General features: G+C 60.7%; 13 protein-coding genes and 1 tRNA gene. 8 read left to right on the top strand and 6 right to left on the bottom strand.

The window, feature by feature from the left end; all coding sequences use genetic code 11:
- Positions 1–11: 11 nt before the first annotated feature.
- From DESPIGER_RS04080 to DESPIGER_RS04065, 4 genes are read right to left on the bottom strand one after another with little or no spacing between them, the layout of a single operon-like run.
- The gene (locus DESPIGER_RS04080) at positions 12–3,134 is read right to left on the bottom strand and encodes a virulence factor SrfB (RefSeq protein ID WP_072333416.1); all 3,123 of its coding nucleotides are present in this window, start codon (positions 3,132–3,134) and stop codon (positions 12–14) included.
- A gap of 2 nt (positions 3,135–3,136) precedes the next feature.
- The gene (locus DESPIGER_RS04075) at positions 3,137–4,435 is read right to left on the bottom strand and encodes an SrfA family protein (RefSeq protein WP_072333413.1); all 1,299 of its coding nucleotides are present in this window, start codon (positions 4,433–4,435) and stop codon (positions 3,137–3,139) included.
- A complete protein-coding gene (locus DESPIGER_RS04070; protein WP_072333410.1) occupies positions 4,432–5,622 on the bottom strand; it encodes a S1 family peptidase in 1,191 nt (396 codons plus the stop codon). Before DESPIGER_RS04070 ends, DESPIGER_RS04075 begins: the two co-directional genes overlap by 4 nt.
- Before the next feature lie 58 nt (positions 5,623–5,680).
- Positions 5,681–6,436 carry a glycine zipper domain-containing protein gene (locus tag DESPIGER_RS04065; protein ID WP_072333407.1) on the bottom strand — a complete coding sequence of 252 codons (756 nt, stop codon included), beginning with the start codon at positions 6,434–6,436 and terminating at the stop codon, positions 5,681–5,683.
- A 203-nt stretch (positions 6,437–6,639) separates the two neighbouring features.
- Here DESPIGER_RS04065 and DESPIGER_RS04060 point away from each other — a divergent pair, with 203 nt between their 5' ends.
- From DESPIGER_RS04060 to DESPIGER_RS04050, 3 genes are all read left to right on the top strand, one after another.
- Positions 6,640–7,593, top strand: a complete 954-nt coding sequence (locus tag DESPIGER_RS04060) for a TAXI family TRAP transporter solute-binding subunit (RefSeq protein ID WP_072333404.1) — start codon at positions 6,640–6,642, stop codon at positions 7,591–7,593.
- A gap of 36 nt (positions 7,594–7,629) precedes the next feature.
- On the top strand, positions 7,630–8,145 hold the full coding sequence (locus DESPIGER_RS04055; protein ID WP_072333401.1) for a DUF1850 domain-containing protein: 516 nt from the start codon (positions 7,630–7,632) through the stop codon (positions 8,143–8,145).
- 91 nt (positions 8,146–8,236) lie between these two features.
- On the top strand, positions 8,237–10,303 hold the full coding sequence (locus DESPIGER_RS04050) for a TRAP transporter permease (protein WP_083575283.1): 2,067 nt from the start codon (positions 8,237–8,239) through the stop codon (positions 10,301–10,303).
- A gap of 186 nt (positions 10,304–10,489) precedes the next feature.
- Here DESPIGER_RS04050 and DESPIGER_RS04045 read toward each other — a convergent pair whose 3' ends face one another.
- The gene (locus DESPIGER_RS04045) at positions 10,490–10,753 is read right to left on the bottom strand and encodes a hypothetical protein (protein ID WP_072333395.1); all 264 of its coding nucleotides are present in this window, start codon (positions 10,751–10,753) and stop codon (positions 10,490–10,492) included.
- Positions 10,754–10,915: 162 nt separating this feature from the next.
- Here DESPIGER_RS04045 and hslU point away from each other — a divergent pair, with 162 nt between their 5' ends.
- The 5 genes from hslU to DESPIGER_RS12855 all read left to right on the top strand — a co-directional run bounded on the left by hslU (position 10,916) and on the right by DESPIGER_RS12855 (position 14,682).
- On the top strand, positions 10,916–12,226 hold the full coding sequence (gene hslU / locus DESPIGER_RS04040; RefSeq protein WP_072333393.1) for an ATP-dependent protease ATPase subunit HslU: 1,311 nt from the start codon (positions 10,916–10,918) through the stop codon (positions 12,224–12,226).
- 246 nt (positions 12,227–12,472) lie between these two features.
- Complete coding sequence (locus DESPIGER_RS04035) at positions 12,473–13,267, top strand: endonuclease I family protein (protein WP_331712393.1); 795 nt, start codon at positions 12,473–12,475, stop codon at positions 13,265–13,267.
- Between the two features lie 68 nt (positions 13,268–13,335).
- Positions 13,336–13,422, top strand: a tRNA-Leu gene (locus DESPIGER_RS04030).
- A gap of 236 nt (positions 13,423–13,658) precedes the next feature.
- Positions 13,659–14,081: a hypothetical protein gene (locus DESPIGER_RS12860; protein WP_156831631.1), complete on the top strand. Its 423-nt coding sequence runs from the start codon at positions 13,659–13,661 to the stop codon at positions 14,079–14,081.
- Entirely contained in the window at positions 14,068–14,682 is a 615-nt protein-coding gene (locus DESPIGER_RS12855; protein WP_156831630.1) for a hypothetical protein, read from the top strand. The genes DESPIGER_RS12860 and DESPIGER_RS12855 overlap by 14 nt, the downstream gene beginning before the upstream one ends.
- A gap of 40 nt (positions 14,683–14,722) precedes the next feature.
- Here the strand turns inward: DESPIGER_RS12855 and DESPIGER_RS04025 are convergent, their stop codons facing one another.
- Positions 14,723–26,248 (bottom strand): PLxRFG domain-containing protein, encoded by an 11,526-nt coding sequence (locus tag DESPIGER_RS04025; RefSeq protein ID WP_162273850.1) that lies wholly within the window; start codon positions 26,246–26,248, stop codon positions 14,723–14,725.
- Between the last annotated feature and the right edge of the window lie 79 nt (positions 26,249–26,327).

The following is a 26,327-nucleotide window of genomic DNA, read 5'->3' as shown; positions in this document are numbered from 1 at the left end:
TCTGTCCGTCGCTAGTTGGCGGCGTTCACGACGCCGGTGTCCAGCCAGTAGCCTTCGTCCGTGGGCAGGGTCTGCAGACGGATCTCCAGATCCCGGGGCGGGACGAAGTTGCCGGCATTGTCCGTGATGGCGGTGATGCTGAATTCCCCTTCGCTGCGTTCTTCCCGTTCGCCGCCGCTGGCGGGCATGTCCTCGTCATCCAGCACTTCGGCCACGTTGAGGGTGACGTCCACCTTGTAGGGCAGGCGGCCGGAGGCGCGGGCGCGGGCGTCCTCGCTGGCGAAGGTCAGCAGGTGATAGCGGGTGGCCGGCCAGCGCTCGGCCCCCAGCTGGCGGTAGCCGATGCCCAGCTGGCCATTGAAGGCCACGGTACGGTTCAGCTCCACGCCGCTTTTGGCGTCCACATCCACCTTGAACCAGACCTTGGCGGCACGCAGCTGGGTATTGATGTCCAGCTCGCCGATGTAGCGGGCGGTGGAGGTCAGGCGCAGGGCGTTGGAATCGAAGGAGAACCCTTCGATATGCCCTTCGGCCAGAGCGCAGAGGATGGCGCCCACGACCACGGTGGTCTTGGGGTCCTGGATGCGGCCCAGCGTATCGGGGAAAGGATACCAGCTGCCCACATGATAGCGGCGCATGGGGATGATGCGGTCCGGCGGCACGGGCAGTTTGGCCATGATCGTGGAGGCGACCACCTTCCAGGCGCTGGGACGGCCCGTCAGCAGCAGCATGTCGGTATCGTACAGATGCACCAGCTCGCAAAGGGCCGAGAGCGTGGGGGCCAGCGTCCGCTGGATGGTGGCCTGGAGCTTTTGCGGGCTGACCGTGATGGGCACATCCATGATGGAAAAATCGTCCAGCCCGGGCACGGTGTCGCGTACCAGGGCCGTCACGGCATCCAGGGTGGACTGCTGCGGGCGCAGGGCCAGGGGGCCGGGACGGAAAGCGGCGTTTTCGTTCCGGGCATCGTCTTCTTCGTTCCGGCCGTTTGCCGGGGCATCGCCCACGGCAGGTTCGAAGAAATCCCCCAGGGTGCAGGTCTGGTCCAGATGGACGTCGCTGTCCTGCTCGCACACACGCAGCAGACCCAGGGCCACAGGCAGGGCCACCTGCCGCACCAGACGGATGCGGGTGTTGCGCTGCTCCTGCGACATGCCGATGGTATCGCGGCCGAAAAGCTGGGCCAGCAGCAGGCGCGGCTCCTGGACGCCCCGGGCCTGCAGGGCATCGGAAACGGCCGGGATGATGTGCTGGAGCACCACCTCGCGGGCCACTTCGTCACCGGCGATGTTGAAGCCGTCGCGGAATTCGGTATGCGGTACGATGCGGGCCGTGTCGCCTTCGCCGCTGGCCAGTTCATAGGTGGTGATGGACAGGTCCGTGGTGCCGCCGCCGATGTCGATGGACGCGATGCGCACGCAGGGATGATCGTTGTAGCGGGAACGTTTCTTGCCCATCAGGCGGAACAGATGGTGGGCATCGCCGTGCTGCTTGACGGTGAGCTCGTTGTAGAGCAGGACCAGCTGGGAGCAGCTGGCTTCGTCCCAGTCGCAGCGTACCAGCGGGCTGGTGCGGTAATCCCCGGACCGGATCCTGTTCTGCTGCTGCGGCGGCACATACCATTCCGACCAGCCGAGACCTTCCCAGATGACCTTGACGGCCCAGAGAACCCAGCGCCGGAAGATGCGTTTTTCCGCCACGGGCATGGCCGTGGGCACGGTGAAGATGAGGCGGCGCAGGCGCCGGGGCAGGTTGGGCAGCCGTCCCCGGGCACGGGTGGCGGGCGAGTTGATGGTGATGAGCGTCTGGGTGAGGATCTCGCCCAGCATGAACATCATCAGCGAGGAGCGCGTGAACAGGGACTCGAACACCGGTTCGGGCTGCTGCTTCCTGAGGGAAGGGCTGCGGCGGAACAGGGGATCGTCGAAGCAGGAGAGCGGCGTGCCCTGGGGATTGAGCTGGCGGGCGAACAGACCGCGGTTGACCATGGGTTCGGTGTTGCCGCTGGTGTTGTAGCGCCAGGTCTGCTGCCACGGGCGTTCGTCCCAGAGGTAGCGCTTGGGGCTGGACATGCCGGTGGTGCCTTCCGCGCAGACGGCCTGCGTGGCCAGGCGGGCCGCTTCGGGGCCGATGCGCACGGCCGAGGGCCAGGCAAAGGCCGGGGTCTGGCGGCCGGAGCGGCGGCTCAGGGTATCGTTGCCGAAGGTGGCGTCCACGAATTCCACCCGGGTCTCGAACGGGTCGGCATATTCCAGATCGGGCTGGCTCAAATCGCGCAGGCGCAGCACATAGCTCTGGTTGAGGTCCGTACTGCACTGGGGCGGCGTCTCCACCAGGATGCCCGTGGTGCGGGAGTTGCCGATGTCCAGGATCAGGTCCACGTCCACCGGTGTGTCCCGGGCAGGATTGATGACCTGCACGGCCACGTCCCTGACGGCCAGACGCACGATGTCCAGCCAGGTGAGATAGCTGGCCAGATGCTTGAGCACATAGGGATCCTCCTCGCCCCAGGCCGCGCCGCGGCGTTTGCCCTGGTTGCGTGCCGTGTACAGCTCCAGCAGCCACTGGTCCACCCAGGCCTCGTTGAGGAACCAGGAATTGTCCCGCACATGATGCGCCAGCATGAAATGCCCGTGGGCGCTGACATCCTGGGGGGACAGGGCGTGATAGCGGTCCTCGCCGGCGGGGCGCTCTTCCACGGTGGTATCGAAGAGGATGACCACGCGCAGCACGTTCGGGTCCCTGCTGGACGGCATGACCCGGGCCCGGGCCCAGTTGGAGGGACCGCATTCGAAGCATTTGCCGCCGTCGGGCCAGCACTGTTCCAGCGTGCGCAGGAAGGGCACGGGCAGCCACTGGCCGTCCCAGGTCCTGAGCTCTTTGGCGGCCTGCATGGAATAGGTGTCGCCCGTATACTCCCTGCCGGTCAGCTGGTCGGTGAAGACGTTGTCGCGGTTATCCAGGCAGTGGAGGAAATGCGTGTAGCGGCCGCCGCTGCCTTCTCCCTTGAGCTCTTCATAGAAATAGCGGACATGCTTGCCCAGGGCTTCCAGCGGCAGGGCGAAGTCCAGAAACTGGGGGCATCCGCCGGGGATGATGCTCACGGGCGAAAGGTAGTGGGGGATGGCATCCATGCTTATTTCCTCTTGAAGTCAGCTTTCCAGCGCAGGTTGCGTTTGCTCTGTTCCACGCCCTGGCAGCGGGTGCTCTTGTCGTTGCCGGTGCACTGCACCTGCTGGGGCACATACTGGTTGCCCCTGGGGCAGGGGGCCGTCCCGGCCCGCCAGACAAGGCGGTTGCCCTCGAACCTGGCCGTGGCCGGGCCGCTGCAGACCTGGCCGTTCTCCTCGCGCACGAAGCGCCGTCCCTGTCCCTTCTTGTCGAAGCAGTACTCGGCGATAATGGGCGTATTGGACGGGTGCGAGAACAGGCCCGTATCGCTCTGCCAGCAACCTTCCAGGAAGCTCAGGTCGTTCTTTTTGGCCGCATCGGCGGGGATGTTCAGATCCTCGTTCTTGCGGGGCTCGGGCTTGGGTTCCGGTTTGGGCTCAGGTTTGGGTTCCGGCTTGGGCTCGGGCGCAGGTTCGATGGGTTTGTCAGGCACCAGCTGGGGCGTGACCACTTCAGGATCGGGCTTTGCGGGTTCATGCTTCGGTTCCGGCTTGGGCTGCGGCGGTTTGCAGAGCAGGGCTTTTTCCCGCAGCTGGCGCAGCAGCTCTTCCAGTTCGCTCCGTTGCTTTTCCGCTGCCTGGGTGGCCTGGTCGAGACGGGGATCGGCCGCCGGTCTGAGGCAGGACGCGGGCAGGGGAGAGGGCAGGATGCCCAGGGCCGCCAGCAGCAGCCAGAGCAGGAGCAGGGCCAGCAGGAGCGGCAGCAGCCAGCCAAGACAACCGCTGCCGGCAGCGGCCACGGGCACGGCTGCCGCTGCAGCGGGGGCCGCCGCGGCAGCCACGGGGATGGCGCCGCCCATACGGCTGAGGTCCTGAGGCATGGCACCGACGGCTCCCGGGGCAAAGCCCCAGTTCACCAGTACGGGCTGGCCGCCCACGGACCAGAGGTCGTCTTCTTGGGGGTGTTGCAGGACCAGGGCGAGCATCTGGCCGGCCAGGGCCTCGCGGCTTTGGGCGTCCTTTCCCCATTGTTCCGACAGGTGCAGGATGTCCCGGGCCAGCTCCCCGGCACGGGCCCGCAGGCGTTCCGCCTCTTCGGCGGGGAGCGCGCTTACCGGCGTGGCGGTCCCGTCCACGCTGGCGTACCAGTCGATGCGCTGCTGGCCGGGATCGTGCTGTGGCTCGGCGATGAGGGCCGCATGGGCCGGACCCAGGTGCTGGGCGATGATGCTGCTGACCTGGGCGTGGCAGTCCGTGGCGAAGATGCCCTGGCTGGCCAGGGCGCGCATGGCGTTGCGCTGGCTGGTAAGCAGGAAAACGCTCATGGTCTCACCCCTTTCTGGCCATCGGCCTTTCCATCTTGTGCCTGCGCGGCGGCAGGCGTTGCTGCGGCCTGGGAGAATCCGATGCCGATCTCCCGCAAATAGGCGGTGATGCTGCTGCCCACGATGGCGATGCTGGACTGGCGGTAGGAGGCATCATCGAGCTTGATGAAGGTGTTGATGCCCACCACCTGCCCCTGCTCGTTGACCAGGGGGCCGCCGCTGTTGCCTTGCGAGACCGTGGCCGTATGCACGATCAGCGGCGGTGTGCGGTCCAGGATGACGCTGACAACACCTTCCGTGTACACTACCTCGGGCACGGCCGAGGCATTGCCCTGCAACAGGGCCATGAACTTGGGGTCGTCATTGGTCACGGCGCCGGGAAAGCCCCAGGCGCTGACGCGCTGGGTGCGCTCCACACCGGGTGCGAATTCCAGCGGCGTGATGGCCGCATCGGCCGGCAGCTCCAGCAGGGCGAAGTCCCGGCCCCCGGTCGTGCTGCGATGGCGCACGGTGGCCTGCAGGACACCGCCTGTGGCCTTGTTGATGATGAAAGCCTGGCCGGCATTGCCCACCACATGGGCATTGCTCAGCACATGACGGCGGGAGATGAAAAAGCCGGATCCCATGGACAGGCCCTGCGGCTGCCGGGCCAGCACAAGGACCGTGCTCTGTTCCAGCAGCTGGGCCATGCTGCCGGGGCGGGCCGGGGCTTGTTGCGGTGTGACCGGCGTGCCCTGGGGCGCCACATCGGACGGGATCTGCAGGGGCTCGCCGGAGCGGCCGCCGGGCACGGCACCGGGGACGGCGTCGGGAGGGGGCGGCAGCTGCGCCAGCTTTTCCTTGATGACGCAGGGCTCTTCCTTGAGCAGGGCCCGCAGCTGGGCAAGATAGGCGTCCATCTCGGCATTTTTGGCCAGCCGGGCTGCCAGGGCGGCTTCCTGGGCCTGCTTTTCCGCCTGGGCGGCCTGCCATTGCTTCCAGAGCAGCCAGCCGAGCAGGGCCAGGATCAGCAGGGACAGGACGATGCCCCAGAACAGGGGACGGCGGTACCAGGGGACAGGGACCGGGATGCCCTGGGGGGCGGGCCCCATGCCGCCGGAAGAAGCGCCGTCACCGGGGGCGTGCGTGGTTTCAGCGGTATCGGGGCGGGGGCCATCAGCGGTGCTTTTGCCGGGATCGTCAGCCATGAGGATATGCTCCGAAAAAAGGGCGCACTTCTCGCGGGGGAAGAAGGGCGCCCTGCTGTTACAGCATCAGATTGTTGACGGTCTGCTCATACGTGGCCAGGCGCATGTCCACGTCCTGGCGGGTACTTTCCAGCTCGCGGCGGGAATTGTTCCACGCCTTCTTTTCCTTGCGGGGGGCCTGCTGGCGTTGCGACACCTGCCCCTTGGCCTGAGCCTGGGCCAGGGTCTTCTGGTATTCGGCGTCGCGCTCGATGACATGGTCGGAGGTGAGCTTCAGGATGCGGGAGGTTTCCTCAAGACCGCTGCGGATCTCCATGTAGCGGTCCTGGAAGTCCTGCCGGGTTATGCTTCCGGCCTTGTACTGGGCCGCGGCCTTTTTGAACTGGTCATCATAGCAGCGGGCCGAGAGACGGGCGGCGGCGGTGGCGCGATCCATGCCCGCGCTGTCCTCGCCCAGCTGGGCGGCATAGCTGGCCAGCAGCCGGCGGTCGTTCTCCCGCTGCTGGGACTTGCCGTAGATGTTCCCGCCCACGGCGCCCGCGGCTCCACCGGCCACGGCACCGGCCAGGGCGCCTTCCACCTTGCCGGTGGCCAGGCCGCCGATGAGGGCGCCCAGCAGGGCACCGCCCGCAGCCCCTCCCGCCGTGCTGTTGGTGACCCTGTCCTCATCGGCCCGCAGCTGGGCCACAGGAGAGTAGCACTGGGGGTAATAGTTGACCTGGGTCGTCTGCGCGCCGTATTTGCTGGCGCAGCCGCCGAGCAGGAAGATGCACGCCGCTGCCACGGCCAGAAGGCTGAGATGACGCTTGACCATGTGTATCTCCTTGGCTGGATGCATGGTGTCTCGCTTTTGCCATGATATGCCTTTGCCGGGGAGCAAGTCAAATGGCCCGGCCATCGGGAAGGTGCAGGGCGCCTGATTTGCCCTTTTTGCGCATTTGGTATATGGACAACGATGGTAGTGAGGACGCCGTTTTTTGGGCGATGCGTTCTATAACCTCTTCTCGGGAGAGTCGTATGAAAAAAGTTCTCAGTCTTGTCCTGGCCGCGGGTCTGCTGCTGGCCGCTTCGCTGGCCCATGCCGATACCAAACGCCTGACCCTGGCTACCGGCGGGACCTCCGGGGTGTATTTCCCCCTGGGCGGTGCCATTGCCCAGGTGATCACCAACAAGAGCAACGGCGCCATCTCCGTGACGGCCCAGGCTACCGGTGCTTCCGGTGAGAACATGCGTCTGGTCCAGGCCGGTGATGTGGACTTTGCCATGGTGCAGAACGACGTTGCCGATTCCGCCTTCAACGGTCTGGCTCCCTTCCGCAGCAAGCTGGACAACGTGCGCGTCATCGGCCGCCTGTATCCTGAATATCTGCATGTGGTGGCCAGCAAGGACAGCGGTGTGAAGTCTCTCGAAGACTTCAAGGGCAAGAAGGTCTCCGTGGGCGCCCGCGGCAGCGGCAACGAAGTGAACTGCCGCCAGATTTTCGGCTTCTACGGCCTGGATTACAAGAACATCGAACCCATCTTCCTGCCTTACGGTGAAACCGCCGACCAGTTCAAGGACCGCCAGGTGGACGGCTTCGTGTTCACCATCGGTACGCCCAACCCCGCCATCCAGGACATCACCACCGCCCAGGAAGTGGTCTTCGTGCCCCTGGCCGGCCAGAAGGTCGACGAGATCGTCAAGAAGTTCCCCTACCTGGTGAAGGACTCCATCCCGGCCGGTACCTACCTGGGCCAGAAGGACGCTGTGCCCACCCTGTCCGTGCAGTGCATCCTGGTGGCCAACAAGGACATGCCTGACGATGTGGCCTACACCCTGACCAAGACCCTGTATGACAACCTGCCCGATGTGGCCAAGGCGCATAACAAGGGTTCCGAGATCTCTCTGGCGCACGCCGCTGACGGTGTGACCATCCCCTTCCATCCCGGTGCGGTCAAGTACTTCAAGGAAAAGGGCCTGGACATCAAGTAATTAGGGCCCCCAGGCAGACAGTTGATTCGGGATCATATGATGATGCGGCGCAATACCATCGCTTTTCTGCTGGCCATGCTGGTCTGCATGGCGGGCATGCTGTGGGTTGCGCCGCATCTTTTTTCCAGTGTGCAGGCGCAGGATATGCAACGCCTGGTGCTGCGCGACAGCAGCGGCAGGGAACTTTTCAGCCGTCCAGCACCGGACGGCAGCGCGTTTGCCATTCGTTACAGGCATTCCGTCGCTCTGAGTCCGGTGGAGGACTGGTTCAGTGTCAGCGGGGGCTGCATCTATCTGGAAAAAACGGTCTATCAGGATTTCGGGGCCGGCCTGCCGCATCAGCCGGGCCCGGGACAGCGGATGTATACGGAAAACGGAAAAGTTGTCATCAGCGGGTATCATATGGCCCTGCCTTCCTTTGACGTGCGCGTGGGACGTGTGGCGAACCACACCCTGCTGCTGCCTGAAGAGGGCGGGGGACAAACGGAGATCCCCCTGAATTCCCTGCTGGAGCCGGGACAAGCCATTACCCTTACAGTCGTTTTACCCTGATGCCATTTGGGAACATTGACTTGGCGTGACAGGTCACGCCGCGCATACTTACACAGGACATGAGAGGATGAGCCACGAAAAAAGAATGCATATGATTGATGAAAAAGGGGCAGGGGGATTTGCCCTGGAAGAAGGCAACAAACTCGATTCCGACGCCGTGGAAAGGATCCAGGAGACCGTGGACGTCTCCGAGATCGTTGCCAAATACGACAAGGAATCCGTTTACCGCTCCTTCAAGGGGTGGCTCGATATTTTTATCAAGATCCTCTGTATCGCCTTTTCCGCCTTCCACCTGTACACGGCCGCGACGGCGCCCTTTGCGCCGCAGATCCAGCGCGCGGTACATCTGGGCTTTGTGCTGACCCTGATCTATCTGCTGTACCCTGCCCGCGCCACGGGCAATATGAACAAACTGGCCTGGTATGACGCCATCCTGGCCATCGCCGGGGCCGTTGTCTGCGGCTATATCGTCTGGCAGTACGACATCATCGTGCTGGATGCCGGTCCGGCCACCGAGCTGGACTTCATCATGGGCTGCGCGTCCATCCTGCTGGTGCTGGAAGCGACCCGCCGCATCGTGGGCCTCCCCATCACCCTGGTGGCCGTGGTCTTTCTGCTGTACGCCAAGTTCGGCAACCTGATCCCCGGCATGCTGGGGCATCCCGGCTTCTCCGTACAGCGTATCGTCTCGCACATGTACCTGACCACGGAAGGCCTGTTCGGCATGCCGCTGGGCGTGTCGGCTTCCTTTGTCTTCCTGTTCATCCTGTTCGGTGCCTTCCTGCACAGCACCGGTCTGGGCAAATTCTTCATCGACCTGGCCCTGGCCGCCGCCGGCCGCTATGTGGGCGGTCCCGCCAAGGTGGCCGTGCTGGCCAGCGGTTTCTTCGGCACCATCTCCGGTTCTTCCGTGGCCAACACGGTGTCTACCGGTACCTTCACCATCCCGCTCATGAAGAGCGTGGGCTATCGCGGCGCCTTTGCCGGCGCCGTGGAAGCCGCCTCGTCCACCGGTGGCCAGATCATGCCGCCCATCATGGGGGCTGCGGCCTTCATCATGGCCCAGTTCCTGGGGGTCGGTTATGTGGAGATCGCCAAGGCGGCCCTGATCCCCGCGCTGCTGTATTATCTGGCCGTGGGCTTCATGGTGCATATGGAAGCCAAACGTCTGGGCCTCAGGGGGATCCCCAAGGAACGCCTGCCCCGTACCTGGGTGGTGCTGCGCCAGGGCGGCTATCTGCTGATCCCCATCATCGTGCTGATCTACATGCTCATGCAGGGCTACACGCCGCTCAAGGCCGCGTATTACTGCATCGTGACCACCGTGGTCATTTCCCTGGTGGCGGAAAACTGGAAAACCTGGCACGGTGCCCGCTACAGCAATGAAAATGTGGCGCGTGCCCTGGCCCAGACCAACTACCTGTCCCTCAAGGGCGTCCTGCAGGCCATGGAAAACGGTGGCCGCCTGGCCCTGGGGGTCGCCGCCGCCTGCGCCTGCACCGGCTTCGTCATCGGCGTGGTGACCCTGACCGGTCTCGGCCTGAAGCTGGCCAACGCCATCCTGACCATCTCGGCCGACAGCTTTGCCCTGACCCTGCTGCTGACCATGCTGGCCTCCATCGTTCTGGGCATGGGCCTGCCCACCACGGCCAAGTACATCGTGCTGGCCACCATCGCGGCCCCGGCCATCATGCACTTTGGCGTGCCTGCCATGGCGGCGCACCTCTTCATCCTGTACTTCGGCATCCTGGCCGACCTGACGCCCCCTGTGGCCCTGGCGGCCTATGCAGCGGCGGGGATCGCACGATCAGAGCCGAACGCCACAGGCTTCATGGCAGTCAAGCTGGCATTGGCCGGCTTCCTGATCCCGTACATCTTCTGCTACAATCCCGGCCTGCTGATGATCGGCGCCACCGGCTGGGAAGTGCTCTTCTACGCCTCCACCGCGGCGCTGGGCATCGCCAGCCTGTCCTTTGCCAGTGTGGGGTACTGGCGGCGTGATCTCTACTGGTGGGAACGTCTGATTCTGCTGGCGGGCGCCATCACCCTGATCACCCCCGGCGCCATCACGGATGCCATCGGTTGCGGTCTTCTGGTCGTGATCTATATCAGCCAGAAGATGCTGACCAAGGGCCCGGCGGGCAAGGTCGCCGAATAGGGACTGCGCTAGGGCAGCCAATAAAAAAGGCCGGTTCGTCCGGCCTTTTTTATTGGCTGCCGTGCGTGGAGCACGGACAGGACGCGTACTGGCCCGAATGTATGCCGTATGTCCTGGCGGAACGTCACGCGGGCACCTGGGCACACGTCCCGAGGACGGTGCAGGCGGGCATACGCGACGCCGGGTTCAGGATCTGCCGCTTGGCCCTTTTTTGCCTGAATCGCGGCCCGGCATCAGGCACCAGACGGCAAGCCCTCCCAGGGCGAACATGGTCAGGTCACGATGCGGGAAGGCCGCCAGGGCCAGCAGAAACAGAAGGATCATCAGGCATCGCCGGCAGGTGCCGCGCACCGCCATGCCCAGGAGCAGGAGGAGGACCGCCATGCCCAGCAGCGGCGGCAGCCAGTCAGGGGCCGGAGGCAGGGGGGGAAGAATAGGGGGAAGGTGCATGAGGCATGATAGAAAAAAGGCGGGTTCCCAGCAATGGGGGCATTGTCAGAAGAAAAATCATGCCCATATATAGAAAGGCATGACTGCCGAAAAAATGCCGGACCTTTTATACGGTACTGTCCGGCTGGAAAAGAGAGCGTCAATGGACGTGCAGGAGATGCAATGAGCACACTCACCCCGCGTGAAATCGTGGCAGAACTGGATAAATTCGTGGTGGGACAGGAGCAGGCCAAGCGCATGGTCGCTGTTGCTGTCCGCAATCGCTGGCGTCGTCAGCATCTTCCTGAGGAGCTGCGTGACGAAGTCGCGCCCAAGAACATCATCATGATGGGCCCCACCGGTGTGGGGAAAACGGAGATAGCCCGCCGTCTGGCAAAGCTGAGCGGGGCCCCCTTCATCAAGGTGGAGGCCACCAAGTTCACGGAAGTGGGCTATGTGGGCCGCGATGTGGAATCCATGGTGCGTGATCTCATGGAGATAGGCATCACTCTTGTGCGGGAAGAGGAAAACACCCGCGTCCGGGCTGCCGCCGAAGCGGCGGCCGAATCCCGACTGCTGGATCTGCTGCTGCCCAATTCCTTTGGCGGTGATCGCAATGACACCCGTGAAAAACTGCGCCAGCAGTTCCGGCTGGGTTTCATGGATGACCGCGAAGTGGAAGTCGAAGTGACTGAGCAGCCTGCCCAGGGGGTGGACATGTTCGCCATCCCGGGTATGGAGCAAATGGGGAACCAGGTGCGGGACATGTTCAGCAAGGCGTTCCCGCCGCGTCGCAGCCGCCGCAAGATGAAGGTCCGCGAGGCCTATAACGTCCTGATCCAGGAAGAATCCGGCAAACTGGTGGATCAGGAGGCCCTGGTGGACAAGGCCCGCGAGCGTGTGGAGCAGATGGGCATCATCTTCATCGATGAGATCGACAAGATCGCCAGCTCTTCCCAGAACCGCACCTCCGATATCTCGCGCGAAGGTGTGCAGCGCGACCTGCTGCCCATCGTGGAAGGCTCAGCGGTCAACACCAAGTACGGCATGGTGCGCACGGACCATATCCTGTTCATCGCGGCCGGGGCTTTCCATTTCAGCAAGCCGTCCGACATGATCCCCGAACTGCAGGGGCGCTTCCCCCTGCGGGTGGAACTCAATGCCCTGGGCCGGGAAGAGTTCCTGCGCATCCTGACGGAACCCCACAATGCCCTGACGCGCCAGTATGCGGCCCTGCTGGGGACGGAGCAGATCCGTCTGCAGTTCTCGGAAGACGGTATCGAAGAGATCGCCGCTTTTGCCGAAGAGATCAATGCCACCAGTGAGAACATCGGCGCGCGTCGTCTCTACACCATCATGGAAAAGATTCTGGCGGATATTTCTTTCGATGCACCGGACATGCCCGGTGCGCAGATCGTGGTCAACCGGGCCTATGTGCAGGAGCACCTGCGCGATGTCCGGGAAGATCAGGATCTGAGCCAGTATATTCTGTAGCCTCGTATTTTCGCTGCCCCTGCTGAGGCAGGACATGAAAGGCCCGTCTTTTTGGAGAGGGCCTTTTTTTATGGGCTTTTCCCGGATGTCACCGAGGTATATATAAAATTTGATATAGATAATTTTATTTTCTATACCTCTCGAAGATAGTTCGCGGAGTTCACGTTCTGGACGGACCGTGACCAGACCATGCGCGGACATTCTCGGGGGATCATCATGAGGAGAGCCGGAGCGCTGCTGTGGGCCGTGCTGCTGGTCCTGCCTGTGCAGGGCAGGGCAGCGGGCAATACGAACAATGACAGTTTCGCCAAAGCCAAGCGGCTGCTGGAGCAGGAAGTGTACTACGATCATCGCCAGACGCTCTATTGCGGCGCCGTGTTCGATGAGCACAAACGGGTCCGGTTGCCGCAGGGATTCACGACCGACAAGCACCGCAAACGTTCACTTCGTGTGGAGTGGGAGCACGTTGTCCCGGCCGAGAATTTCGGCAGGGCATTTCCAGAATGGCGGGAAGGTCACGCCCGTTGCATCGACCGCAAGGGCAAAGCCTTTCGGGGGCGGGCGTGTGCGGAAAAAATGAACGCCGATTACCGCCGCATGCAGGCCGACATGTATAACCTGTATCCCGCCATAGGCTCGGTCAATGCCGTACGGTCCAACAAAAATTTCCAGATGCTGGGGCCGGGTGTCCCTTCCGCCTTTGGTTCCTGTTCCATGAAGATCATCGGCAACAAGGCAGAGCCACCGGAGCGGGCACGCGGGCAGATCGCGCGTTCCTGTCTGTACATGGCTGACAGCTATGGCAGGCAGTACCGCATGAGCCGCCAGCAACGGCAGCTTATGCAGGCCTGGGCGCGTCAGTATCCTGTGGATGCCTGGGAATGCCGCCGGGCAAGACGCATCGAACGGCTGCAGGGGAACGAAAACAGATTCGTCAAGGAGCCTTGTCTGTCTGCAGGCCTTTGGCCTGAGCAGGAGACGGTATTTTTGCCAGAAGACGATGGAGATATTTTTTTGAAGAAATGCAGGCAGCAGAGGTAAAAAACTTGACGAAGGCAGGCATCGCCTGTACTCTCTAACGACTTTGTGGGATTCTAGCCTGCAGCTACGCCGGGATGGTGGAATTGGTAAACGCAACGGACTCAAAATCCGTCGGTGGCAACACCTTGCGAGTTCGAGTCTCGCTCCCGGTACCATAAAAATCAAGGGTTTACGGAAACGTGGGCCCTTTTTTCGTACCAAAATTCCGCACCAAATCTGCACCAAAAACGGCCTTTGCACCACGTTTGTACCAAATCTGCACCAAGCTTGCACCAAAAGGAAAGGTATGCTGGAGCGAAGTTGTCGTATGATGGAAATGTATTTTCTGTCTAAATTTTAGAGCAGTGATAATTGCGGCGGCACAATGAATTTTTATTCAGCTATGGGATATATGAATATTATTATTTTATTTTTGGCTTTGATAGCCATTATTATTATAGTTTATTCAGTTATTCCATATATCGTTGATAATTATAAATCTCAAAATTTATTATGTGCACTTTTAAAATATATGAATAGTCACAAAAATATTTCAATAATTGTTCTTTCGATTTTTGTAATTATTTGTATTTATATAAGATATACTTTCTATTTTGATAATACCATTCCTTCGTGGAGTGAAGAGAAAAATATAACTACTAAAGAGCAACAGCAATATGGGAAATATAAATTAAAACAGCACGTAAGAAGTGAAGATGGAATTTCTGATAATGGAGAAATTCCAGATAGTGATATTATATCTCCACGGTATACTGAGATGCCGAAAGATTTATCAACGGATAAGCCACAAGGAGCTATACGTGTTTACAATTAAAAAAATTAGCAAGTTTAGTATTTTTACATTTTGCTGCCTCTGTTGTTTGTGTATTGTATTTACTTCTGTTCCTTATTCAAAATCTCAGGAAGGCAAATATACGCATGGATTCAAATTATATCAGTATAATTTAGCTGTTGGTGATTCTGTTGCTGACAATCCCATACCGAATGCTGAATTAGGATCTTTTGTAGCAGAAAAATCAGAGTTTACTTATAAAGAGGTTGTAAATTATATTGGTGTTCCGCTTCATACAGCACGACTATATAGAGCAGTTGGGTTTTTAAGAGTTAAAGATGCTGGTTCATACACAATAATTATGACTTCAGAGGGAGGCTCTAAGTATGGATGCATTTTTGTAAAGCAGCAATTGGTTACATCCGGTCGTCATTCTCCATTTGTATTCACAGCTCCTGTTGCCTTTGATAAGCCTGGCGACTATGAAGTCGATATGAGAATATATGACTATATCGATAAAGATTTGGTAGTTCCTAAAGGTCATTCTTACCCTGGAAGATCAAAATTTAGTTTTATGATAAAAATTCCTGAGCAAGGAAAGCCACAACCAGCCCATAGAGTTCTTTTTCTTCCCCTGAAGTAAAAACGGCCCCGCCTCCTCTCGGAAGCGGGGCTTTCCCCTATTACACTCCCCACGTCGCCATCTGGGCTGCGCCTTTTTCTCTCTGGTCCCTGGTGGGCCTGTTCTCCCGCCTGCGTGCGGCCACACGCCGCAGCACGTCCTTGGGCATGATCTTCATGGCCGGCTTTCCTTCCGCTTCCATCTCCTTGTTCCACGCCTGCAATTTTTTATGCAGCTCGCGCATCATGTACGGGCGTCCCTTGCTTTCAAGGTCATCCAGGGCCTGGTTGGTGAAGTCGTCTATCCTGTCGCTACGCATCGACGTGCGCCTTTTCTCAGCCGCATAGGCTTCATAACTCTTGGTACTGCTGGTGGGCTGAAAACCCAGCGCCTTGCCAAAGGCTTCTCCGGTGGAAAGCTTCCGGGCGCCGGGCTGGCCAGGGCTGTTGATGGGCCGCCCGCGCATGGTCGTCTGTCCCTCCGTAGTCAGGCGCCAGGCTTGCATAATATTGGCCACAAAGGTCGGCACAAGCGCTTCCACCGCCCTGTAGTCAGCGCCGAAGCGCCTGGCTTCCAGGAATTTGGACGGCTTGTTCACGGCCAGATCATAGGGGATGCCCAGCAGATCGCCCAGGCTTTCCGTCATGGCCTCCTTGAACGTCTCGCCACGCTTCATGCCCTCCGTGAAGGGCGTCTCCATGCGCAGGGAGCCGCCAATATTCACCCCAAGCAGGGATGGCAGTCCATAACAGGCCACGTCCCGCAGCAGGTTGTTTGCCGGCAGGGCGTTCCTGATCTTTGCGGTCCAGTCCTCGTCATCCCCGGAAGCCGCGGCGCACAAGGCCGCCAGCGTCGCATAGAAGGGGAAGGCCGTCAGCCCGCCAAGGGCCACGGTCGCCCCCAGGCTCTTGCCAACGAAGGCGCGCCCCTCCTTGCCCTCATAGAGCAGGGCCCGCCACCACAGGTTCAGGATGTTGGCCCCGAAGCTGCGGAACGTGAACACGGGGGAGAGCATGCGTCCGGCCACATTGCTGCGCAGGAACTCCGGCTGGTTGCCGCGCCCGTATTCAAAGTGCGTATCGCGCACCAGCATGGCCGCAAAGTCCCGTGCCTGCTCGTGGGTCATCTTCTGGCCCGGCTCAAGCCCATATTCTTTTAAGGCCTTGGTCTTGAAGGCCCCGACACGGGCCGCCCGGTAGGCTGCCAGAGCAAGGGAGGCCCGGTTGAAGATCTCCACCTTGCTCATGGGCCAGCCCAGCAGTCGCGTGAAGCGTTCCCACATCCGCAGGGACGGCGAAGCAGAGATCTGCCCGCGGATTTCTTCCATGTAGGCATCCGTGATGACACTGTTGCCGTACAGTTCTTGCAGCATGGCCGTTTCTTCGGCAGTCAGCTTCTTGGCACCGTGCAGTCCCTTGCCAGAGTAGGTCAGGCCGATGGTATCCATGGCGCTTTTCAGCCAGTGGCCCCCGCCGCCGGTGACATACTGCTGCAAGCGGGGCACGCCCACCACGGCATTCTGGGTCAGGTTGACCACGGCGGTCTTGATATTCCCGCCCAGATACCAGGCAAAGGCCACGGACTTGATGTTGCCGGTGATCCTGTCGATCTGGTCACTGTTGCGCAGCATATCCTTGGTGTACTGCGCAGCATATTCCCACAGTCGGGGAGAGGCGCTGGCATCAATCTTGCCCAGGGCCCGGGCAAAGTCCGCAGCGGCTTCCATCTTGGTCAGCCAGCCGTTGAGACCGGCCATGTAGCTGTAAAGGACGCCCTTCACGTCCTGGGTCTCGAAGCCGGGGATATTCTGCCGGTGGATGCCATGGGCCCCGAAACCGCGGGCTTTCAGGACGTCGGCCACGCCAGAGAGCAGGGTGGAGCGCACGCGCTCGGCCTGTTCGCTGTCGCCCAGCCGGGACGCCGCGGCGGAGATGATCTGTTCCATGGCTTCCGGATCAATGGGAGCCCCCAGGATGTCATCCGGCAGCTTTTGGGCTTCGCGCGGATCCTCCCATGTGGCGTCGGGAAAGTCCTTCCTGTGCTCGGCAACGATCTTGGCCCATTCCTCGCGCACCGACGAGCCAAAAGGTACGTCAAAATGCTTGCGGAAGACCGTTTCCTTGCCCACCTTTGCCACTACGAAATATTTCCCTGTACGCTGATGCGGGAAGTAGTTGTGGATGTTCCCGAACTCCGTCCGGTATATTTCCAGGTCGGTATCGGCAAGGTCTGACATGGCGGCCATTTTGTTGTAGGCACGCAGGAAGGCGGCATCCAGAGCTTCGCGCACCTGCCCAAAGGCCTGCTTCACGCGCTCCGGCTCCGGCTGTTCCTTCAGCCATGCCCTGAACTTTTTCTGGTAGTCCGGGTTCAGCTCCAGGACGTCGCGTCCGTTCACAGTCTGGTCAACGACGTTGAATTTCTCGATGGCGTTCAAGGGCCCGATCTGCTTCCCGTCCCACTTCCAGATCATGGCAGCCAGCTGTTCCTGCTCCTTCTGGCCCAGACGCTTGCTGGCATCACCATCAAAGAGCAGAGGCACCTGCTCCAGCGTGGCCTTGAGAGCGGCGGAGCGCTCTTCCACACGCCGCAGCTGTCTGTCATAGACCTTGGCGAATCCGGCATGGTCCTTGGCCACCCAGTGCGGCAGCTTGAACAGGCGTTCGGCCAGGCTCAGGTCATGGCGCGGGATCAGCTTGCCCATTTCTTCATTGGACAGGATGTCTTCCACGTCAGCGCTCACACCACGGCCCATGACCTTTCGCAGTGCCCGGATGCCGGAAGCAACGCTCTCGGTAAGACCGGACGGGCGAGAGGCGAGGGAGGCCAGGGGAGTATTTTCCCCGCCCCTTCCGTGATCCGCCGGCTTGACCACGTCCTTTTCCGTGAGTATTTTAATCCCACGATAGCTCTCGCGGTTCACCACACTGGACAATTGCAGTCCAGCTCGTTCTCTGAACCAGCGGGAGCTACGTGTTTTGTCATAGTAGCGCAGGTTTCCTGCTGCGATCTGGTTCTTGGCCCACACCCAGCCCGGAACAGTTTTCCCCGTGTCGCGCCTCGTGCTGCGGTCGTGAATACTGGCAATATCGTTAACGCGAGTACGCCCTCTGTCCACGTCAAAATGAATGGCTGCGACAAGGTTTTCCCCATTCCGCTCCATTTCCGTCAACATGACATACGCGTTGGACATGGTGGCCGACTTGAATACCATGATTGGATTCGCCAGATGTTTCGGCAGGTCTCGAAGCGTATCAAGTGGGATATCGTGCTTCGTCAACACCTTTGTCAGATTGTGCCTCGTTATTTCCATCGGCAGAGGTTTGGCCCCCAGACGCTGTAATACATCTGGTGTGGCTCCAATCGTGAGCCCGCTGATTTTGTTTCCGCGTCCATCAGCAATGTCATCAAGCTGCCTTCCCCAGGCTTCCATATCCTTCTGTAGCTGCATCCAGGCAGCACGGGCGGCTTCCTGCTGGTCAGCGCTCAGGGAAGCGAAGGCACCGGCACTGTCCGTCCCTTCCTCCAAGGCCGCGTCAGGCATGGCAACAGGCCTTCCCTCCATCACATGCCCCTGCAGGGCGTCCAGCAGCCGCTCCATCTGGCTACGGCCCATGCGCCCCCTGCGACCGGTCAGCGTGTAGACCATGCCGTTCCAGGCACGCACAATGGCATCGACGACCCGGCGCCACAGGCTTTGTTCCTGCGTGCTGCGCAGCATCCTCTGGGCACGGCGTTCCGCCAGATTGGCCAGTGCTTCTTCCATGATGAGCAGCCTGGCAGCTTCGTTGCTGCGCGGGTCTCGTCCATACCGGCTGGCGATGTCGCGGATGCTGCTGTTTCCCATCCCGCCCATGATCTGCCAGAGCTGGTTGAGCAGCAGTCTACGCTGCGCCGGTGCCAGTGCAGAGCGCAGGCCATGATGCACCACGTTCTCGTGCAGCCAGACCTCTGCGGCCCGTTCAAGGCTTTCCAGATTCTCGACCACCAGCCACACGGTATCCGTTGTCGGATCGTACAGGCCTTCAACGCTGTCCGCCTGAGAAGCATAGGCATCGCGCAGGTTCTGCGGCAGGGCCCCGGCATTTTCCACGATCTCCACGCGGGCGGCATTGGCGGCCATGCCATTCATTTTGTCAGCCAGGCGACGCACAGCCTCCATGCTCGGGGCGCGTCTCCCCTTGAATTTGGGCGGCAGGAACTGGCCGGCGGTCCGGAACAATACCTGCCCCGTCCCATCATTGACGCCCAGACGTTCCCGAAGTATGTTCATCACATCACCCCGATTGGTCCGGTGTCCAGACGACCCTTCACTCGAAGGACCTTCACTTGAAGGATGGCCCGGCTTTAGCCAGTCGGGGCTTATTATTTTTGTCAGCTCGTGATCGTAAAAACGGTTGCCGTTGACATCTTCACGCAGCACGAAGCCCACCACATAATCCTGTTCGTCCAGCCTGATCTTGCCGGCAAAAATATGGGACAGAAGTTGAGGCGTCTTCCTGATGCTGTCGACATGGATACCGCCCTCAATGATCTGCGGGATGAAGGGCACGGATCGGGCCAGCAGCTCATCATATCCGTGGTGAAGACTGGCCTTAATACCAGATGGTGTCACCTGCACCCTCCATCCGGTATCCGCATTGTCCACCGTCGTCCCCTGGGGAAAGGCGGTACGCGCCCAGTCATATACTGCCTTGCGCATATTCCGGCTGTCCGCATCAATAGCCTTTCCCGGCCCGAACCACTGCGTGCTGTCGGCCTCGATCGTGGGCATGTCGGCAAAGCGTGAAGGCAGACTGTCCGGCCTGCGCGCAGGGCGTGAGGCCAGTGACGCCAGGGCCTGACTGTCCGTATCAGCCATGATTTTGCGGGCTTCATCCCGGTTGTTGTCGGCTACGAATCCGTAGCCCTGGCCTGACAGCGCCTGCAGGATGCCGGCGGCCTGACCTTCGGAAAGATGCCGCAGCACCATGCTCTGCCCGGAGCGGATGAAGTCTTGCCCCGCAGCCTCAAGCACGTCCCTGTTCAGGAAATACTGCGCCCCCTTGGCCTTGGACGAAGGGACGGAAACAGTGAAATCACTCCCGTCATGGGACAGTACAAGGAGCTTGTCCGCCGTTTTGACAGCAGCCTTGCCGGGCAGACCCCGCAAAAAGCGTATGGCCGCATCGGGCGACAGGGAAACATCCATCCCGTCAAGAAGTTTCTGGGGATCGGTGTCCTTGGGCAGCATGATGCCCGGGATCGTATTCCCCTCATGATCCTGAAAGGTGATGACATTGCCCTTTCCATTGACTTTCTGGAAGGCGGCCAGGATGTTGCCGGTGATGATATGGGCCTTTTCCCTGCTTTCTCTCTGGGCAGAATCGAACATCCCGTACAGCACGTCAGGATCGCGATGCGATGGAGTGACCGTAAGGGCATCTTCCTTCCTCACGGTCTGTGACAGCGGGATGGTGATCTTTCGGGAGGCATCCGGCAGGGCAATGTCCATCTTCCAGGTGCTGAGCGCCAGGGGATTCTCCGCGCTGCCCTTGTGGTACAGCCTGAGCATGACCCCTTCCATCAGCAGGTTTTCCCCAGAGATCAGCACCGGTGTCCCTGGGCGCATCCTGGCCGCATCAGCAATGACATCCCGGGCAAGGTTCAGCCGGTTCTGCTGGTTTGCTGCGGCCTCGTCGCTCATGTCCCTGACCTTGCCGTTATGCCAGACCTGGGCCTCCTGAAACAGCTTTTCCGTATCTGGAACATCCGCAGCCTGCACCATCTCCTTTACTTTCGCGGACGGCCAGGGCTTGCCCAGTTTCTTCACGTCATACGTCCCGATCCTGGCCGCCCCGGCAAAGGGGGTATCCTTGCCCACATCCTTGGCCGGCACTATCTCCACCTCATCCAGCAGGCGGGCATCCAGCGGCAGGCTCTTGGCCTCAAGGCCAGTGCCGCCCATGGCTTCAAGCTGGGCAATGAGGTCGTTGTACTCGGATTCCAGCAGAGCATAGAGTTGTTCTTGCTCCTTGACCGGCAGCAACGGGATGCGTCCCGTCACTTTGCGCATGGCGTCCTCGCCGTCTTCCTTGACCGGAGACCCAAGTTTTTTGGAAAGCTCGGGATTCTCGTCCATGACTTGCTTGGCGACACGATCCCCGTACTTGTTGAGGAAGTCAGGGATATTTTTGAATGACGTGTCGGATTCCTTGGATGCCGTTGTGTTGGCATTCAGGCTGCTCATTTTCTTCGCCAGGACAGCGGCAGGACGTTTTTCCGCTGGCAAATCGGACATGATGAGCTGATAGGTTGGCGGCACGACCTGACCGGTGCGGAAAACTCGGCCCAGCGTCTGCATGAACACGTCGATGTTGGATTCCGCCTGCGCGATGATCATGTTGCGCCGACGCTGATCCTTGAACCGCTCTGATGAATGCAGGCTGATGCCCGTGCTGCCCGCCTGGTTGAGGATGACCACATCCAGTTTGCCGGAATTGAATTCGTCCACGACACGGATGCGGTCAGAAGGACCAGTGGCACGCTTGGCGTAGGTCGGGACGTCTGTGGTGTAGTCGATACGCTCGGTACGCCCGGTGATCTCGTCCGCCTTGATACCTCTGGCTTCAAATTCGGCCAGCATCCTGTCGATGACCGAGACCTGAAGACCGCCAAAATCGGAGTTGCGAATAACGGCCAGGGCATTGTTGTAGGCCTGCACGCCGTCGGGCCCCAGCTCTTCGTCCGTAAGGCGGCGCTTCGTATCGGCTTTTTTCTGTCCGGCTTTTTTGATCGCGATCATCCGCGATTTTTCCAGATAGCGGACAAACATGTCATTGAAGGTGAAGTTGATGGGGGAACCGACGGCAATGCCGTTCTGTTCCGCAAACTCCTTGATCATGCTGCCCATGGTATTGGACAGGGCGATGACGACTTTCTCCCCTCTGGCCACGTCATTTGCCGCGGCTTCGACCACAGCATCCACTTTCTGGGCCAGCAGGCTCTGGGCAATGACGTTGTGCATGACAGCCGTGAAATTGGTGCTGGAAGCACCTCCCTTGCCGGTGCTTTTGTTGTCACCAACAGAACCGCCCGTCTTTGCCGCCGCCTTGTCAGCCGCTTCCACAGCCGCTTCTTTGGCATCGTCAAAGGCCATGATGGCCCGCATGATGTCGGCGGTCTTTTCAGCACGGTCTTTGTTGATGGAAACCGTGGAGGTCTGCACCTCCGCCCCTTCAAAGGAGCGCTCCCGGCGCAGATACTGTCCTGTCTCGGTCAGCTCCGCGGCCACTGCCTGCTGCATGGGGATGCCGCCACGTTCGATGGCCTCGGCCAGCTTGCCCATATCATCGGCGGCGTACTGCATGTCCGTCTTGAAATACAGGGACATGACGTCAGGGCGCTTGGCATAGGTGGCGCTGGAATAGAATGTTCCCTGCCGCGAGGATTGCAGCATTTTGCGCACGAACTGCGCACGGTCGTCTGCGGCATTGGCTTTTTTGCGGGTGGAGGCCTGTCCGCCGGCATTGTGGGATTCATCCAGGATGAAGACGGCATTGGGCGCGATGTCCATCATGAACTGACGCCGGAAGGTATCCTGCCCCTTGACGGGGTTGAGCTGGTCGTACGTGGTGAAAACGGCATCATACGCTCCCATGCCGTTTTGCATCACGTCGCGCAGGATCTTTTCATGCGCTTGCGCAGACTTTGTTTTCAGCTCCCGTCCGTCAGGGAGAAGGATGGCATCGCTACCAGAAAGGCCCGCGTTTGTGGGCAAGGGGTTGAATCCCTCCATGCCGATATCCGCCAGGTCGCGGACCATATCGGCATAAAGGTCAGGCTTCATGGTCACAAAGACCGGGATGTAGCCCTGACGCTTTGCCCAGCGGATGATGCCGGCATTGACTCGGCCCTTTCCGATGCCGGTCTGGTCGCCAATAATGAAGCCGGAACCATCGGCAATATTGCTGATGGCCATGCCCAAGGCGTCCACCTGCTCGGCGGCAAAATAGTTGCCGAGCTCTGCGGCAGGATAGCCGAGCTGATCCGCCACATACTGGTCAATGCCGCCGTGACGTTTTTCAAGGTCTGCCAGGGCTTGTCTGGCAGCGGTAGCCATGTTTTTGGGCACGAGCGTCCCCATGCTCTGCATGGAGCTGGCCGGTTCATAGGCTACCTGAAATTCTGTGGCTTTTGGCTTCTGGGCAGCCGCTGGCTTGTGACCGGTCTTTTGCTGCCGGGCAGGGGAGCTTACTCCCAGCTCGGGACGTACATCCCCGCTGTCACCGAGTTCGCCCACTCTTCCAGCGTCATCTCGTCCGCGCCGTTCTCCGGTGTCTCTTCGGTGGCCGTCTGCGGCCAGGTCAGACTGTCCTGTCCCTCCGGCACGCCCGCCTTCTGTATCAGCAGATACGTCATTTCCGGATTCGCCAGCAGGCCGTTCACTTCCCAGTATTCGCCCTCCGCCAGTTTCCGCAGATCGGTCATCCCGTACCCGAGGATCGAGGCGTTTTCCAGATCGCGCACCATCTGTCCCAGCGTCTCTTCCGGATCGTACGCGTCCTCTATCAGCGTCTGCAATTTCAGCGTCAGCAGCTCGATCAATTCGTCCTGACTGGCTATCTGGTCCGTCTCCCACTCGTCCGGTATCTGGACCGTCAGCGCCGGGCGTTCGCTCGGCGGCGTCCACCACTTGCCCATGCAGTACCTCCTCAAGGTCACCAAAAGACGTGTAATGACGCGGCAGGGCGGCGCCCGGGAACACGCGGCCACGAGAGGGACCGCTGTTCTCAAGAACAACGATGTCTATGGGGTATCCTGCCCCCTGACGCTCATACAGTTTACCATCGACGCTGAAATGATCCAACACCCGGTAATGCTCGAACAGCCAACCCCAAAAGTGTACCTGATCGGCGGCACGGTACTTTTTGCTCCGGCTGTCGTCGTCACCTTTCTTCCCGCCGATGATCAGTACGGCACGGCCATCTTGTTTCAGCGAGCTCAGAGCACGAGCGACGATGGCATGATCAAGTTCTTTCGTCGTGAGACCGTTGGCGGAAAATTCTTTGGTCTGCCTGCCTGCATCCTTCACGCGACCAAAAGGAGGGTTGGCGATGACCACGTCCATGCCGGAAGGCGCGTAGTCCACAGCATCCCGTTCGGAGACGGTGAAGCCCTGGGAGCGCAGGCGCTCTGCCCGGTCAGCGTTCAATTCGTTGGCCGTGGTATTCTTGGGGGCTGCCTCCATCAGCAGCATACCGTTACCGGCTGTGGGCTCGAATACCTTGGTGCCCGTATCGATACCCGCCAGACGCGAAGCCAGGAAGGCGATGGGGGCCGGTGTGCTGTAGGCCTGCTGGGCCACACTGGTGCTGGTGCGCACGCTCAATCGGGGCTGACGCTGGTACAGGTCCACCAGTGCCCGATAAATGGCCGTATCGTTCTCCCGCCGTTCCCGCATTTCCGCCACAGTCTTGCGCGCGGCAAGTGTCACTCCCAGCTCGATAGCTTCATCCACGGCCTTGGCCGTTTCCGTGGCCGGGCGTATGGCGCCGCCCAGCAGCGAAGCTGCCTCCCTGCGGGCTTCGACGATGGTGCCGAATTTCCTGCCTGTCAGGAAAGCCGCAGAAAAATGATGGGCAAGAGCGATGGTATCAGGCTTGTCCACCGTGCCGTATGATGTGCCGTTTGCCGCAAGCTGATCTTCTGGGGAAGATTCCTCGTTACGTCCATGCTGCGCCGCCAGTTCTTTCAGCTTGCTGAGCGGAGCCCCTTTGTGAGCCTTGCGGAGGTCTTCCGGCAGGCTTTGCAGAATGGCTTTCCGCTGCTCGGCTACTGATGATGTACCGGATTTCTGCCTTTTCGCCGGTGTCCCTTTGGATTGTGGCGGCATCGGTGAGCCTGCGGGGCCGGTAATGGTCGCCACTACGAGATGGTCCCGCAGGAAATCATCCTGTGGAGACGGCTGCTGCGTCGCGTCGTGGGCATCTTCCGCGGCATAGGGGAGAATATCGCTATTGATGCGCTCCCAGAGCGCGTCATGCGTCACGCCAACATACTTTCGCTCCTGCTGGATCTCTGCCACGGCCGCCTGCATCCGCGCGTCGCCAGCAGCCTTTGCCTTCTGTTCGGCAGCCTGAAGGATGCTGTCAGCCTGATTCTCCCGCCTGTCGTCCCCGATGGGCATACGCGAGATGGGAGCCCCCCTGTACATGAGAGGAGCCGTCACTTCGGGAGCCGCCTGTACGGAAGCGGGCTTCTCCTCTCTGCGGGGAGAGGCGTCAGGGGCTTCCTGACGTGGCGCATCCATCGGCGTCATTTCAGGCATGGGGACGACAGGGCGTGCCACAGGCTGCTGTGCCGGCATGGCCGAAGGCGCCGCCATATCGCCAACTTGCGGCGCAGGCTGTGCCTCCCGCGGTATGGCATCGGGAGCAGGCATGCCCAGCGCCTCGGCAGGGGCCGTGGTATCGGCCCGCGGCGTGGCCTGGATATTCAGCACTTGGGCTTGTGTAGGCACAGCCGTGACAGGAGGCTGCCGTTGAGGTCCTGCCTGTCCCATTTGGGAGAGTACGCCACCAGCGGGCAGGGGAGAAGGTCCCACCGGGAATGCCGGCGCGGCCATGCCCTGCTGGTTCGGCTGGGCATGGATGCCGTTATCGCTCCGGGGGGACAAAAGCGGTGAAGTTTGGCGTGGAATATCAGGCCCGGGAGCAGGAGCATGCACGGCCGGAGCGGATTTTACAGGGGCGCTCGGCCGCCCGGGTGCCGGGCTATCTTCCTGCTGCGGGGGCGTAGCGAGCAGGTCGACGGTTTTTCCTTGGTCAAGAGATTGTGCCATACCGGTCGTATCTTCTTCTACCGCCTGCTCCGCCTCCTCAAAACGCCGCACAAAGTCTTCGGTATCTTGGGCCGCAGCAGGATCCGTGAACGGATCGCCGGGGATGAAGGCAGGATCTGGCTTGGGGGCATCCGTGCGCAGGTGGTTCCAGCCCCTGGCAGATGCCTCCCGGTTCCACATGGCTTCGTCGATGCGAGCTTCCGGGGCGTTCCATTCCGGTCCACTGAGGGAGCCAAAGTCACTGGCAGGGGCAGTGTTGTTTGGTCCGGCAGCCGGAGCCTCCGGCCTGTTTTGGCTTCCTTCCTGTTGGTCAGGAGCCGGAGCCTCTTCGACCTGTTGGCCACGGTCATAACGGCGGGAGAGCAGGTCCAGCCCCTTCTTTCCGCCAGCCATGAGCGTCGTCTGCCAGAACGTGGCTGGCGCCACCTCCCCCAGCGCCTGCAAGACGCCCGGAGCCTCATCGCGCAGGCCCAGATCGGCCTCGATGGATCCCTGTCCCATCTGGGTGGCAGTTTCAGTCGCCATCTCCTCGCCATACAGGCCGGCCACACGTTTTGCGGCGTTACCTATGCCACCCGAGAAAACCCGCTTCCCAAGAGGGCCCAGCAGCTTGGCCATGAAAAGATTGCTCAGGGCTTCCGGCCCGGCTTCCCACAGACCGTACTGCGTCGCCTCGCTGTCAAACTCCTGGGCTATCCTGTCCCATTCGTCCTGGGTCGGCGTGCGTCCCAACATCTTGGTGGTCTCGGCCAGCATATTTTCCATGAAGTTCTGCTTGCTGGCCCGGTAGGCGACAGCCCCGGACGCTGCCATGCCTGTAGCACCGCCCACCACCGGTCCCGCA

The sequence above is a fragment of the Desulfovibrio piger genome, assembly GCF_900116045.1.
Taxonomy (GTDB): domain Bacteria; phylum Desulfobacterota; class Desulfovibrionia; order Desulfovibrionales; family Desulfovibrionaceae; genus Desulfovibrio; species Desulfovibrio piger_A.
This window is presented reverse-complemented; position numbering and strand designations above follow the sequence as displayed.

Coding starts and splice junctions, on each gene's coding strand:
- DESPIGER_RS04080 (WP_072333416.1), bottom strand. CDS start 3,134: ATGGATGCCATCCCCCACTACCTTTCGCCCGTGAGCATCATCCCCGGC.
- DESPIGER_RS04075 (WP_072333413.1), bottom strand. CDS start 4,435: ATGAGCGTTTTCCTGCTTACCAGCCAGCGCAACGCCATGCGCGCCCTG.
- DESPIGER_RS04070 (WP_072333410.1), bottom strand. CDS start 5,622: ATGGCTGACGATCCCGGCAAAAGCACCGCTGATGGCCCCCGCCCCGAT.
- DESPIGER_RS04065 (WP_072333407.1), bottom strand. CDS start 6,436: ATGGTCAAGCGTCATCTCAGCCTTCTGGCCGTGGCAGCGGCGTGCATC.
- DESPIGER_RS04060 (WP_072333404.1), top strand. CDS start 6,640: ATGAAAAAAGTTCTCAGTCTTGTCCTGGCCGCGGGTCTGCTGCTGGCC.
- DESPIGER_RS04055 (WP_072333401.1), top strand. CDS start 7,630: ATGATGATGCGGCGCAATACCATCGCTTTTCTGCTGGCCATGCTGGTC.
- DESPIGER_RS04050 (WP_083575283.1), top strand. CDS start 8,237: ATGATTGATGAAAAAGGGGCAGGGGGATTTGCCCTGGAAGAAGGCAAC.
- DESPIGER_RS04045 (WP_072333395.1), bottom strand. CDS start 10,753: ATGCACCTTCCCCCTATTCTTCCCCCCCTGCCTCCGGCCCCTGACTGG.
- hslU (WP_072333393.1), top strand. CDS start 10,916: ATGAGCACACTCACCCCGCGTGAAATCGTGGCAGAACTGGATAAATTC.
- DESPIGER_RS12860 (WP_156831631.1), top strand. CDS start 13,659: ATGAATATTATTATTTTATTTTTGGCTTTGATAGCCATTATTATTATA.
- DESPIGER_RS04025 (WP_162273850.1), bottom strand. CDS start 26,248: ATGGAAAATATGCTGGCCGAGACCACCAAGATGTTGGGACGCACGCCG.